The sequence below is a fragment of the Enterobacter sp. R-1.6.2 genome (genome assembly GCF_035064085.1).
Taxonomy (GTDB): Bacteria; Pseudomonadota; Gammaproteobacteria; order Enterobacterales; family Enterobacteriaceae; genus Enterobacter; species Enterobacter asburiae_B.
In genome coordinates this window covers 19,360-32,276 of sequence record NZ_JASEYI010000028.1, presented here as the reverse complement: position 1 = coordinate 32,276, position 12,917 = coordinate 19,360, and the positions used below count along the sequence as shown (strand labels likewise).

13 protein-coding genes and 1 riboswitch are annotated in these 12,917 nt (G+C 57.0%); of the genes, 8 read left to right on the top strand and 5 right to left on the bottom strand.

The genetic code is table 11. The annotated features are described in order from the left end of the window. The first annotated feature begins 36 nt into the window (after positions 1-36). Positions 37-1,467, top strand: coding sequence for a bifunctional D-glycero-beta-D-manno-heptose-7-phosphate kinase/D-glycero-beta-D-manno-heptose 1-phosphate adenylyltransferase HldE (gene hldE / locus QMN93_RS22190; protein WP_033146667.1), 1,431 nt, complete (start codon positions 37-39; stop codon positions 1,465-1,467). Between the two features lie 75 nt (positions 1,468-1,542). On the opposite strand, the gene ubiK is transcribed toward hldE, so the two are convergent. Continuing rightward, positions 1,543-1,839, bottom strand: a complete 297-nt coding sequence (gene ubiK, locus QMN93_RS22185; RefSeq protein ID WP_064673321.1) for a ubiquinone biosynthesis accessory factor UbiK — start codon at positions 1,837-1,839, stop codon at positions 1,543-1,545. A gap of 119 nt (positions 1,840-1,958) precedes the next feature. Continuing rightward, a riboswitch (FMN riboswitch) is annotated at positions 1,959-2,109 on the top strand. A 106-nt stretch (positions 2,110-2,215) separates the two neighbouring features. Between ubiK and ribB the strand changes: the two genes are divergently transcribed. After that, positions 2,216-2,869, top strand: a complete 654-nt coding sequence (ribB, locus tag QMN93_RS22180; RefSeq protein ID WP_323620016.1) for a 3,4-dihydroxy-2-butanone-4-phosphate synthase — start codon at positions 2,216-2,218, stop codon at positions 2,867-2,869. A 32-nt stretch (positions 2,870-2,901) separates the two neighbouring features. On the opposite strand, the gene zupT is transcribed toward ribB, so the two are convergent. Continuing rightward, positions 2,902-3,675: a zinc transporter ZupT gene (gene zupT / locus QMN93_RS22175; protein ID WP_033146665.1), complete on the bottom strand. Its 774-nt coding sequence runs from the start codon at positions 3,673-3,675 to the stop codon at positions 2,902-2,904. Positions 3,676-3,871: 196 nt separating this feature from the next. Between zupT and ygiD the strand changes: the two genes are divergently transcribed. After that, complete coding sequence (gene ygiD / locus QMN93_RS22170; protein ID WP_193140036.1) at positions 3,872-4,660, top strand: 4,5-DOPA dioxygenase extradiol; 789 nt, start codon at positions 3,872-3,874, stop codon at positions 4,658-4,660. 92 nt (positions 4,661-4,752) lie between these two features. Here the strand turns inward: ygiD and QMN93_RS22165 are convergent, their stop codons facing one another. From QMN93_RS22165 to tolC, 3 genes are all read right to left on the bottom strand, one after another. After that, positions 4,753-5,913 (bottom strand): glutathionylspermidine synthase family protein, encoded by a 1,161-nt coding sequence (locus QMN93_RS22165; RefSeq protein ID WP_193140034.1) that lies wholly within the window; start codon positions 5,911-5,913, stop codon positions 4,753-4,755. Positions 5,914-5,915: 2 nt separating this feature from the next. Next, a complete protein-coding gene (locus QMN93_RS22160) occupies positions 5,916-6,584 on the bottom strand; it encodes a DUF1190 family protein (RefSeq protein ID WP_029740695.1) in 669 nt (222 codons plus the stop codon). 192 nt (positions 6,585-6,776) lie between these two features. After that, a complete protein-coding gene (gene tolC / locus QMN93_RS22155) occupies positions 6,777-8,255 on the bottom strand; it encodes an outer membrane channel protein TolC (protein ID WP_033146662.1) in 1,479 nt (492 codons plus the stop codon). Positions 8,256-8,459: 204 nt separating this feature from the next. On the opposite strand from tolC, the gene nudF reads away from it, so the two are divergent. The 5 genes from nudF to parE are packed head-to-tail and all read left to right on the top strand — an operon-like array spanning position 8,460 to position 12,868. Beyond that, positions 8,460-9,092, top strand: a complete 633-nt coding sequence (nudF, locus tag QMN93_RS22150) for an ADP-ribose diphosphatase (RefSeq protein WP_023333429.1) — start codon at positions 8,460-8,462, stop codon at positions 9,090-9,092. Next, the gene (locus QMN93_RS22145) at positions 9,089-9,511 is read left to right on the top strand and encodes a DUF1249 family protein (protein WP_003862516.1); all 423 of its coding nucleotides are present in this window, start codon (positions 9,089-9,091) and stop codon (positions 9,509-9,511) included. Before nudF ends, QMN93_RS22145 begins: the two co-directional genes overlap by 4 nt. Before the next feature lie 27 nt (positions 9,512-9,538). Next, positions 9,539-10,366 carry a 3',5'-cyclic-AMP phosphodiesterase gene (gene cpdA, locus QMN93_RS22140; protein WP_193140032.1) on the top strand — a complete coding sequence of 276 codons (828 nt, stop codon included), beginning with the start codon at positions 9,539-9,541 and terminating at the stop codon, positions 10,364-10,366. Then, a complete protein-coding gene (yqiA, locus tag QMN93_RS22135) occupies positions 10,366-10,947 on the top strand; it encodes an esterase YqiA (protein WP_008502976.1) in 582 nt (193 codons plus the stop codon). Before cpdA ends, yqiA begins: the two co-directional genes overlap by 1 nt. Positions 10,948-10,975: 28 nt before the next feature. After that, complete coding sequence (gene parE / locus QMN93_RS22130; protein ID WP_193140030.1) at positions 10,976-12,868, top strand: DNA topoisomerase IV subunit B; 1,893 nt, start codon at positions 10,976-10,978, stop codon at positions 12,866-12,868. The last annotated feature ends 49 nt before the right edge of the window (positions 12,869-12,917 follow it).

Below are 12,917 nucleotides of genomic sequence, written 5' to 3'. Positions count from 1 at the left end.
ATCGCGCGCAAATTGTGAATCTTTCTGGAGTCAGGAATGAAAGTAACACTGCCAGAGTTTGAACGTGCTGGGGTAATGGTTGTTGGGGATGTGATGCTGGATCGCTACTGGTATGGGCCTACCAGCCGCATCTCTCCGGAAGCACCGGTACCGGTGGTTAAGGTCGACACCATTGAAGAGCGTCCCGGCGGCGCGGCAAACGTGGCGATGAACATTGCCTCTCTGGGCGCGCAGTCGCGTCTGGTGGGCTTGACCGGCATCGACGATGCGGCGCGCGCGCTGAGCAAGTCGCTGGCGGACGTGAACGTGAAGTGCGACTTCGTCTCTGTTCCGACCCACCCAACGATTACGAAACTGCGCGTGCTGTCGCGCAACCAGCAGCTGATCCGCCTCGACTTTGAAGAAGGGTTCGAAGGCGTTGATCCTGAGCCGCTGCACGAGCGTATCAACCAGGCGCTGGGCAATATTGGCGCGCTGGTGCTTTCCGACTACGCCAAAGGCGCGCTGGCGAGCGTGCAAACGATGATTCAGCTGGCGCGTAAAGCCAGCGTGCCGGTGCTGATCGACCCGAAAGGGACCGATTTTGAGCGCTATCGCGGCGCGACGCTGCTGACGCCAAACCTCTCCGAGTTTGAAGCGGTGGCGGGTAAGTGCAAAACCGAGGACGAACTGGTTGAGCGCGGCATGAAGATCATTGCCGATTTCGAGCTGTCCGCGCTGCTGGTGACCCGCTCCGAGCAGGGGATGACGCTGCTGCAGCCGGGCAAAGCGCCGCTGCATATGCCAACCCAGGCGCAGGAAGTGTACGACGTGACCGGTGCCGGTGATACGGTGATCGGCGTGCTGGCAGCGACGCTGGCAGCAGGAAACTCGCTGGAAGAGGCGTGCTACTTCGCTAACGCCGCGGCGGGCGTGGTCGTCGGTAAGCTCGGGACCTCAACCGTTTCGCCAATCGAGCTGGAAAACGCGGTGCGCGGTCGTGCGGATACCGGTTTTGGCGTCATGACCGAAGACGAGCTGAAGGTGGCCGTCGCCGCCGCGCGCAAGCGTGGTGAAAAAGTGGTGATGACCAACGGCGTGTTCGACATTCTGCACGCGGGCCACGTTTCGTATCTGGCGAACGCGCGCAAGCTGGGCGATCGCCTGATTGTGGCGGTTAACAGCGATGCATCGACGAAACGCCTGAAGGGCGAAACGCGTCCGGTGAACCCGCTCGAGCAGCGCATGATTGTGCTCGGCGCGCTGGAAGCGGTGGACTGGGTGGTGTCGTTTGAAGAAGATACCCCGCAGCGCCTGATTGCCGGAATTCTGCCGGACCTGCTGGTAAAAGGTGGGGATTACAAGCCGGAGCAAATCGCGGGTAGCGAAGAGGTCTGGGCCAACGGCGGCGAGGTGATGGTGCTCAACTTTGAGGACGGGTGCTCAACCACCAACATCATCAAGAAGATCCAGAAAGACAGTCAGTAAAAAACGGGCCAGCTGGCCCGTTTTTTTCTCCCTCTCCCTGTGGGAGAGGGCTGGGGTGAGGGCATCAGGCCGCACTTACTCCTGGTCATCCACCGGTGGAATGGCCGGTGCCGGCTTCACTTCTTCCGGCGCATGGCGGTTTTCCAGCTCGCTCAGACGCTGTTCCAGCAGCGCCAGCTTCTCGCGGGTGCGCAGCAGAACCTGGGTCTGCACGTCAAACTCTTCGCGGCTGACTAAATCAAGGCGAACCAACTGCGCCTGCAGCGTCTGGCGGATTTTCTTTTCTACGTCATCACCAAATTCACGAATGCCTTTTGGCATAGATTCATGAACCTGACGCGCGATCTGCTCAATTTTTTTCGGGTCAATCATTGGCGTTTCCCTTGATGGAAAAGTGTTAGTGTCCATTGTAGCGCGTCATGCCCGGGGTAAACAAAATTGTTTGATGCTTATGCATTGCCCAGGATAATCAATAGCGTTATAGTTATCTCGCTTATTCTCAGGGCGGGGCGAAATTCCCCACCGGCGGTAAATCAGCGTGACGCTGAAAGCCCGCGAGCGCTTTGGGTGAATACTCAAAGGTCAGCAGATCCGGTGTAATTCCGGGGCCGACGGTTAGAGTCCGGATGGGAGAGAGTAACGATCAAGTCGGGCATGGGCCCGCTCACGTTATCTTTTTGCCGCTTATACGGCGCTCCTAAGACTGCCCTGATTCTGGTAACCATAATGTTAATGAGGTTTTTTTACCATGAATCAGACGCTACTTTCCTCTTTTGGCACTTCAACTCAACGTGTTGAACATGCACTGGATGCACTGCGCGAAGGCCGCGGTGTGATGGTGCTTGACGATGAAAACCGTGAAAACGAAGGCGACATGATTTTCGCCGCCGAAAACATGACCGTTGAACAGATGGCGCTGACCATCCGTCACGGCAGCGGCATCGTATGCCTGTGTATTAATGAAGATCGTCGTAAGCAGCTCGATCTGCCGATGATGGTCGAAAACAACACCAGCGCCTTTGGTACCGGTTTTACCGTGACCATTGAAGCGGCGCATGGCGTGACCACAGGTGTGTCTGCGGCTGACCGTCTGACCACCGTACGTGCAGCGATTGCTGATGGTGCGAAGCCATCCGATCTGCACCGTCCAGGCCACGTCTTCCCACTGCGTGCGCAGGCGGGCGGCGTGTTGACCCGCGGTGGTCACACCGAAGCGACGATCGACCTGGTGACGCTGGCTGGCTTCAAACCTGCTGGCGTGCTGTGCGAACTGACCAACGATGACGGCACCATGGCGCGCGCGCCGGAATGCATTACCTTTGCCCGCCTGCACAACATGCCGGTGGTCACGATTGAAGATCTGGTTGAGTATCGCCAGGCGCAAGAGCGCAAAGCCAGCTGAAAATAAAAACGCCGGGATATCCCGGCGTTTTTTTACCCGATTCCTGCGGTCTGCAGCAGAACCAGACTTAATCCCATCACCGACATTCCGCACAGCACGCCATAGCTGGGGTTGTTGTTAGGATCGATCTCCTTCGCCAGCGGCATCAGTTCATCCACCGAAAGCGCAACCATGATCCCGGCTACCGCGGCCATAATCGCCGCCATCACCACCGGAGAGACCAGGCTACCAAGGATCAGCCAGGCCAGTACGCCGCCAAGGATTTCGGCCATCCCGGAAATGCCCGCCCAGAACACCGCGGTGCGTTTCGATCCCGTTGCGGCATACACGGGTCCGGCGACGGCCAGTCCTTCAGGAATATTGTGTAAGGCGACCGCCAGCGCGATGCCAAAGCCCATCTCAAGATTGCTGCTGGCCGTCACGTAGGTAGCGACCCCTTCCGGGAAGTTGTGCAGGCTGATGCCAAGCGTTAACAGCACGGCGGTACGCTTGATATTGCGCGGCATGGGCGTCACGTTTTTCTGCATTAAATCCTGCGGATGCGCGTGCGGTAGCATCCGATCGAGGGCAAAGTATCCCAGCAGGCCAAAGACAAACATGCCGTAGCCCAGCAGCGGAGACATGCCTTCCGTGCCCAATGCGGCAGGCAGCATCTCCATCAGGGAGATGAGCAGCATGATCCCGGCAGCAAAGCCCAGTGAGAAGGCCAGTACGCGGTTAGAGGGCTTTTGGCCGAGCACGCCGAGGAGCGCACCGATAAAGGTCGCGGCGCCCGCCAGTATGGTCAGGATCAGGGGGACTGACATGCATTGCTCCTTATGATAATCATTCTCATTAATATAAATGATTCATTTCTGGCAAAGCGAGGGTGAAAACCCGGCTTTACACATTCCTTACATTCAAATTTCCTGATGATGATCTTCACGCTTATCTGCGTTCATCTTTGCCGGATTGCGCGTAATGTAGCACCATTAAATTGACACCTTCTGTAAGGATATCACCATGACTTCTTCCCGTATGCCAGCCCTGTTTTTAGGCCACGGTAGCCCTATGAATGTTCTGGAAGACAACGTCTATACCCGCGCCTGGCGTCATCTGGGCGAGACGTTGCCGCGTCCGAAAGCGATCGTGGTGGTGTCTGCGCACTGGTTTACCCGCGGGACGGGCGTGACCGCCATGGAAGCGCCAAAAACCATTCATGATTTTGGCGGCTTCCCGCAGGCGCTGTACGACACGCATTATCCGGCCCCCGGCTCGCCTGAGCTGGCGCAAAAGCTGGTAGAGTTGCTGGCACCTGTCCCTGTGACGCTGGATAAAGAAGCCTGGGGCTTTGACCATGGCTCCTGGGGAGTGCTGATTAAAATGTATCCTGACGCGGATATCCCGATGGTGCAGTTGAGCATCGACAGCACTAAACCGGCGGCCTGGCATCTGGAGATGGGGCGTAAGCTGGCAACCCTGCGTGATAAAGGCATCATGCTGGTGGCGAGCGGCAACGTGGTGCATAACCTGCGTACCGCACGCTGGCACGGTGAGAACACGCCGTACCCGTGGGCAACCTCTTTTAACGACTACGTCAAAGCGAACCTGACCTGGCAAGGCCCGGCCGAGGAGCATCCGCTGGTGAACTATCTGGATCATGATGGCGGTTCGCTCTCTAACCCGACGCCGGAACACTTCCTGCCGCTGCTGTACGTTCTTGGCGCGTGGGATGGTCAGGAACCGGTGACGATCCCGGTCGACGGTATTGAGATGGGCAGTCTGAGTATGCTGTCGGTGCAGGTGGGATAATAAAAGCAAAACGGCAACCTCAGGTTGCCGTTTTTAGTGTTTGCACCCTCTCCCTGTGGGAGAGGGGCGGGGTGAGGGCATCAGGCTGCGGCCTATTCGACAAAAATGTGCGGATAAAAGCGTGAAAGATCCTGCGTGATCAGCGCGCGATCTTCGCGAATGCCAATCCCGGCCGGTTGATCGTTGATAAGCCAGCTGCCAATCAGCGTATAGCTGTCGCCAAATTTCGGCAGCTGATAGAACTCCTGGACGATCATCCCTTCTTCGCCGTATGGCCCTTCAACCGCTTCCAGCGTCTTGCCGTTTTCGATAATCGAGACGTTTGCGCCTTCGCGGGAGAAGATCGGCTTAACAACGTATTTTTCCATTTGCGGGTAATCATCTTCCGCAAAATAGGCTGGCAGCAGGTTCGGGTGGTTCGGGAACATCTCCCAGAGCATCGGCAGCAGGGCTTTGTTAGAGATGATGCTCTTCCAGGCCGGCTCCAGCCAGCGTACGCCAGCATCTTCCAGCTTGGTGGAGAACATCTCGCGCAGCATGTATTCCCACGGGTAGAGCTTGAACAGGTTGCTTATCACCTGGTCCTGCATATCCGTAAACTGACCTTTTTCACCCAAGCCGATATCCTCGATATAGAGGAACTCGGTCGCCACTTCCGCTTCGGCGGCGCAGTCCTGCAGATATTGAACCGTGCCACGGTCTTCTTCCGTGTCGCGGCAGCAGGCGAGATGGAGCAGGTTAAAGCCATGCTGTTCACGCAGCTCGGCAAAACGCTCAATCAGCTTTTCCTGCAGGCTGTTAAACTGGTCGCTGCCTTCCGGCAGGTTTCCGGCATTGGCCTGGTCTTCCAGCCAGATCCACTGGAAGAACGCCGCTTCATACAGAGAGGTTGGCGTATCGGCGTTGTTTTCCAGAAGCTTCGGTTCACCTTTGCCGTCCCACGCCAGATCCATGCGAGAGTAAAGCGAAGGCTGATTCGTTTTCCACGACTGGCGCACAAAGCCCCATGTGTGCTTCGGAATGCGGAACTTTGCCATCAGCTCGTCGCTGTCGATGACCTTTTCCACGACCTTCAGGCACATCTGGTGCAACTCGGCCGTCACCTCTTCCAGTTTTTCCACCTGAGCCAGCGTGAGCTTGTAATAGGCGTCTTCACACCAGTACGGCTCGCCGTACATGGTGTGGAAGTTAAAACCGTACTCGGTGGCTTTTTCGCGCCAGTCCGGGCGCTCGGTGATACTGACTCGTTCCATGATCAGCCGCCCATTGAGCGAGTAGAGGAGGTGCCTGTCGCACTGCGCTGCATGCTGGTCTGCTTCGCCACAGATTCACCAAACCCGCCGCGGGTGATGGTGCTGGTGGTCGCAGGCTTCGGCGCCATCGCCGTTTTCGGAACGTTCACGGTGCGGCCAGGGGTCGCTGCGCCGTAGCCTTTGCCGCTGGCATCGGTATATTGACCGTAAGCCGGGCTGGCCGGGTTTTTCGAGCTAAACAGCGGCTGCTGCTGGTAGCCCGCACCGCCGCCCATCAGGCGACCCATCATGTAGCCTGCCATCAGCGGCATCCAGAAGCTGCCGCTGGACTGCGCCTGCGCCTGATTTTCAGGTGCTGTGCCTGCCTGAGCCGGTGCCTGCTGGCACTGACCTTCACCAAACTCCGCCACGCAGTCTTCACGTGAGGCATATTTCGGTGCAGTACGTTCCGCTTCTTTCAGCGCGCTGGTGTAAGCCGTTTTACATTCGGCGGCTTTGCCGGTTGCGGCGGAGCAGTCGTCTGCGTTTTGATACAGCGAAACCGTTTCGTCATTTTTCTCACAGCCTGCCAGCATAAAGACAGCCGTGACCGCCAGCGCAACAGGGGTGAGGTGACGCGCGTTCCAGCTCTTGCGGAACGAAGCGTGATTTATGGATTTTGTCCGTTTCATGTTTGTCTTCCAGGACCCAGTGGTAATAACGCTCAGGATAGAGGATGAGTGGTTGAAAATGAAGCGAAGAGGGGCGGAATCAGGGGGATCTTTACGTTGGCTTACGTTCGGATGTGATTCAGATGCGCCCCTCTCCCTTTGGGAGAGGGGCGGGGGGGAGGGCATCAGGCCGCAGTGGGCCTGATGACACTCTTAGTTACGGAACGGATTATTGCCTTTGCTGGCGGATGTAGTGGTACGCGCAGCGGCCGGCTGTGCCGCAGGGGTGCTGCTGTTAGCGTTGAAGTTATCAACCGCGGCAACCTGCTCCGGGTTCTCCGGCGCAACGCTGTCCGGAGAGGTGGAGACCGGTTTGCCCAGCGCGCTGTTCAGCATCTGCAGGTCTTGCTCGTTCAGCGTACCCAAAGCCTGTTTGATGTTCAGCTGGTTAATCAGGTACTGGTAACGCGCGCTTGAGAGCTGCTGTTTCGCGTTGTACAGCGTGGTGGTCGCGTCGAGCACGTCAACGATAGTACGCGTACCGACCGAGTAGCCCGCTTCCATCGCATCCAGGGAGCTCTGCGCAGACACAACGGCCTGTTTATAGGCGTTGATGCTGCTGATCGAGGCGTTCACGTTGTTGAAGGAGGAACGTACGGTCTGCACCACGTTGCGGTGGGCGCTTTCCAGCTGCTCGCTCGCGCCAACAAAGTTGTACTGCGCCTGTTTCACCTGAGAGTTGACCTGACCGCCCTGATACAGCGGCAGGGAGAAGCTCAGACCCACTTTATTCTGACCCATATTGCTGTCGTCATACTGGGACGTATTGGTTTTAGAGCCGCTATAGGACGTATCAGAGACGCCGGTAGACGCGCTCAGGCTCAGGGTTGGCAGATGGCCGTCCTGCGCCTGACGAATTTGCTCGCGGGCCAGGTCCTGGCTCAGACGCGCCTGCAGCAAACTCAGGTTGCGGTTTTCCGCCTCTTTCAGCAGGGCGTTAACGGCCTGCGGTTTATCCGTTTTAAAGCTGTCCACGTTCAGCGACGCCAGCTCAGGATAGTAATTCCCGGTGACCTGACGCAGGGATTCCAGCGCGTTGTCGAGGTTGTTACGCGCGGTCACTTCGTTAGCCAGCACGGTATCGTACTGTGAACGGGCGTTCTGCACGTCGGTGATCGCGACCAGGCCCACGTTGAAACGCTGGGTGGTTTGATCTAACTGGCGGTAAATCGCCTGTTTCTGCGCTTCGGTGTAGGAGAGTGCGTCAATCGCGCTCAGCACGTTGAAGTACGCCGTGGCGGTGTTCAGGATCAGCGTCTGCTGGTCGGTCTGATAGGTCACATCCTGGATACCCGCGCTCTTTTCCTGCAGGGTCAGGGCGCGCCATTTGGACATATCAAACAGCGTCTGTGTCAATTGCAGTGAGGCGCTGGTAGCATTGGAGTTTACGCCGTTAGCGTCGCGGAAACCGTTGCTGTAGGTATAATCTGCACCTAAACCTAACTGTGGCAGCAAGGGGCTACGCGCTTCGTTAATCTTTTCAAACGCAGCATCACGATCGGCCGCTGATTTACGTAAATCAGGGTTGCCCAGACGTGCCTGCTGGTAGACCTGTAACAGGTTTTCCGCCTGGCTCATTGCACTGAAGCCCGTCAGGCTCAGGCCGATAAGGATGGGGAGCAATTTCTTCATTTGCATTCCTTGTTGTGAAGCAGTATTAGCGCTGATCTAATTAAAAAATAATTGCCGATTCTAACAGAATCTTCCATACCAAAAGGTTGGCGTAACGTGCCATCTGGCGGTAATTTGCACCAATCTACCATATAGCCTTACAAACGGCAGCCAAACAGCCTTGAAATTCACAATTTCATCACCATTGCTACCAGGACTCGACTCATGCAAAAACCAGAAAAGTTGCCCGTGACATTCGCCAAAAACGATGTAGAAATTATTGCACGAGAAACGCTTTATAGCGGTTTTTTTTCAATGGATCTTTACCGTTTCAGGCATCGCCTGTTTAACGGGGAAATGAGCGGCGAAATCAGACGCGAAATTTTTGAGCGCGGGCATGCGGCAGTCTTGCTACCCTTTGACCCAGTGCGTGACGAAGTTGTGCTGGTGGAGCAGATCCGCATCGCCGCTTATGACGTCAGTGAGAGCCCGTGGCTGCTGGAGATGGTGGCCGGGATGATCGAAGAAGGTGAGTCTGTTGAAGACGTCGCCCGTCGCGAGGCGCTGGAAGAGGCCGGACTGGTGGTGGGCCGTACAAAACCGGTGCTGAGCTATCTGGCAAGCCCGGGCGGTACCAGCGAGCGCTTGTCCATAATGGTGGGCGAAGTGGACGCCACGACGGCGGAAGGGATCCACGGTCTGGCAGATGAAAACGAAGATATTCGGGTTCATGTGGTGAGCCGGGAACAGGCTTATCAGTGGGTAGAAGAGGGGAAAATCGACAACGCAGCGTCTGTCATCGCCCTGCAATGGCTGCAGCTGCATTATCAGACATTACGAAACGAGTGGAAAAAATGAAGCGCTATACACCTGACTTCCCAGAAATGATGCGCCTGTGCGAAACCAATTTCGCACAGTTGCGCCGCCTGCTGCCGCGAAACGACGCACCCGGCGAAACGGTAAGCTATCAGGTGAGCAACGCGCAGTATCGGTTAACGATAACAGAATCAACGCGCTACACTACGCTGGTGGAGATTGAGCAAACGGCACCCAGCATTAGCTACTGGAGCCTGCCGTCGATGACGGTGCGTCTCTATCACGACGCGATGGTCGCTGAAGTGTGTTCAAGCCAGCAGATCTTTCGCTTCAAGGCGCGGTATGATTACCCGAATAAAAAGTTGCATCAACGCGACGAAAAGCATCAAATTAACCAGTTTTTAGCCGACTGGCTAAGATATTGTTTAGCACATGGAGCAATGGCGATTCCGGTTTGTTAGCGTCATAAACCTACCTAAGGACACCATTTGGAAAGCCTGTTGAACCTGACTGTTGCTGGTGGGGCGCCAGTCAGGATATTACAAATCACCGATACCCACCTTTTTGCCGAAAAGCATGAAACGCTACTGGGGGTCAACACCTGGGAGAGTTATCAGGCGATACTTTGCGCCATTCACGCTGAAAACCGTGCATGCGATCTGATTGTCGCAACGGGCGATCTGGCGCAGGATCAGTCCTCCGCGGCCTACCAGCATTTTGCTGAAGGCATCGCGAGCTTTAGCGTGCCTTGCGTCTGGCTGCCAGGAAACCATGACTTCCAGCCCGCCATGTACAGCTCTCTTCAGGATGCGGGAATTTCTCCGGCGAAATGTGTTTTTGCGGGTGAACAGTGGCAGATCCTGCTGCTTGATAGCCAGGTGTTTGGCGTCCCGCACGGTGAGTTAAGCGAGTTTCAGCTCGACTGGCTTGAGACCAAACTGGCTGCTGAACCTGAACGTCACACGCTGCTGTTGCTTCATCATCATCCTCTGCCGGCGGGCTGCAGCTGGCTCGATCAGCACAGCCTGCGCAACTCCGCGGCGCTGGATCGCGTGCTGGCGAAGTTCCCGCGGGTGAAAAATCTGCTGTGTGGACATATTCATCAGGAACAGGATCTCGACTGGAACGGACGCCGCATGCTGGCGACGCCATCGACCTGCGTTCAGTTTAAGCCGCACTGCGCCAACTTTACGCTTGACACCATCGCGCCAGGCTGGCGCTGGCTGGAACTGCATGCCGACGGCACGCTGACCACGGAAGTCTGCCGTTTGACCGGTGCAAAATTCCGCCCGGATACCGCTTCAGAAGGCTATTGATGTCTACGCTCCTTTATCTGCATGGATTCAACAGCTCGCCGCGCTCCGCAAAAGCGACACAGTTTCGCCAGTGGCTGAGCGAGCATCACCCCGACGTTGAGATGATTATCCCGCAGCTGCCGCCTTACCCGGCAGAGGCCGCGGAGATGCTGGAATCTATTGTGCTTGCGCACGGCGGCGAAACCTTCGGTGTGGTCGGTTCATCGCTGGGCGGGTACTACGCCACCTGGCTCTCACAATGCTTCATGCTGCCCGCCGTTGTGGTTAATCCGGCGGTACGGCCATTTGAGCTGCTGAGGGACTTTCTTGGCGAAAACGAGAACCCCTACACCGGGCAGCAATATGTGCTAGAGTCACGCCATATTTACGATCTCAAAGTTATGCAGGTCGACCCGCTTGAGGCACCGGATCTCATCTGGCTGCTACAACAGACGGGTGATGAAGTGCTGGATTACCGCCAGGCAGTGGCGTATTACGCCTCCTGCCGCCAGACTATAGAAGAGGGCGGAAACCATGCTTTCACGGGCTTTGAGAATCATTTCACCCAGATTGTCGATTTTCTTGGACTGCACAGCCACTGACAATCAATGCGAATTGCTAGTTTAAATCATGACGCAAACCTATAACGCTGATGCCATTGAGGTCCTCACCGGGCTTGAGCCGGTTCGCCGCCGCCCGGGGATGTACACCGATACGACGCGCCCAAACCATCTGGGCCAGGAAGTTATTGATAACAGTGTTGACGAAGCGCTGGCGGGCCATGCCAAACGCGTTGACGTCATTCTGCACGCCGATCAGTCGCTGGAAGTCATCGACGACGGGCGCGGCATGCCGGTGGATATCCATCCGGAAGAGGGCGTGCCTGCCGTTGAGCTGATCCTCTGTCGTCTGCACGCGGGCGGTAAGTTCTCCAACAAGAACTACCAGTTCTCCGGTGGTCTGCACGGCGTGGGCATTTCCGTGGTAAACGCCCTGTCCAAACGCGTGGAAGTGAACGTCCGTCGCGACGGTCAGGTTTACAACATCGCGTTTGAAAACGGCGATAAGGTGCAGGATCTGCAGGTTGTCGGCACGTGCGGCAAACGCAACACCGGCACCAGCGTCCACTTCTGGCCTGACGAAAGCTTCTTCGACAGCCCGCGTTTTTCCGTTTCTCGCCTGACGCACCTGCTGAAAGCCAAAGCGGTGCTGTGCCCCGGCGTGGAAATTACCTTTACAGACCACGTTAACAATACCGCACAAACCTGGTGCTACGCCGACGGTCTGAACGACTACCTGTGCGAAGCGGTAAACGGCCTGCCAACGCTGCCGGAAAAACCGTTTGTCGGTAACTTTAGCGGCGATACCGAAGCCGTGGACTGGGCGCTGCTGTGGCTACCGGAAGGCGGCGAACTGCTGACCGAAAGCTACGTTAACCTGATCCCAACCATGCTCGGCGGTACCCACGTCAACGGCCTGCGTCAGGGGCTGCTGGACGCGATGCGTGAGTTCTGCGAATACCGCAACATCCTGCCGCGCGGCGTGAAGCTGTCGGCGGAAGATATCTGGGATCGCTGCGCCTACGTGCTCTCCGTGAAGATGCAGGATCCGCAGTTTGCCGGTCAGACCAAAGAGCGCCTGTCGTCACGTCAGTGCGCGGCGTTCGTCTCCGGCGTGGTGAAAGATGCGTTTACCCTGTGGCTGAACCAGAACGTTCAGGCGGCAGAGATGCTGGCCGAAATGGCCATTTCCAGCGCTCAGCGTCGTCTGCGCGCCGCGAAGAAAGTGGTGCGTAAAAAGCTGACCAGCGGCCCTGCGCTGCCGGGCAAGCTGGCGGACTGTACCGCGCAGGATCTCAACCGTACCGAACTGTTCCTCGTGGAAGGGGACTCGGCGGGCGGATCGGCCAAGCAGGCGCGCGATCGTGAATATCAGGCGATCATGCCGCTCAAGGGTAAGATCCTGAACACCTGGGAGGTCTCTTCTGATGAAGTGCTGGCCTCGCAGGAAGTGCACGATATCTCGGTGGCGATCGGCATCGATCCGGACAGCGACGATCTGAGCCAGCTGCGTTACGGCAAGGTCTGTATCCTCGCGGATGCGGATTCCGATGGGCTGCACATCGCCACGCTGCTGTGCGCGCTGTTCGTGAAGCACTTCAAAACGCTGGTGAAAAACGGCCACGTCCACGTGGCGCTGCCGCCGCTCTACCGTATCGACCTCGGCAAAGAGGTTTACTACGCGCTGACGGAAGAAGAGAAAGCGGGCGTGCTGGAACAGCTGAAGCGCAAGAAGGGCAAACCGAACGTGCAGCGCTTTAAAGGGCTGGGCGAAATGAACCCGATGCAGCTGCGCGAAACGACGCTGGATCCGAACACGCGCCGTCTGGTGCAGCTGACGATCAGCGATGAAGACGAGCAGCAAACCAACGCCATGATGGATATGCTCCTTGCCAAGAAACGTTCGGAAGACCGACGCAACTGGCTGCAGGAGAAAGGCGATATGGCGGATATTGAGGCCTGATGCCCTCACCCTAACCCTCTCCCGCCGGGAGAGGGAATGGATCGTAGGC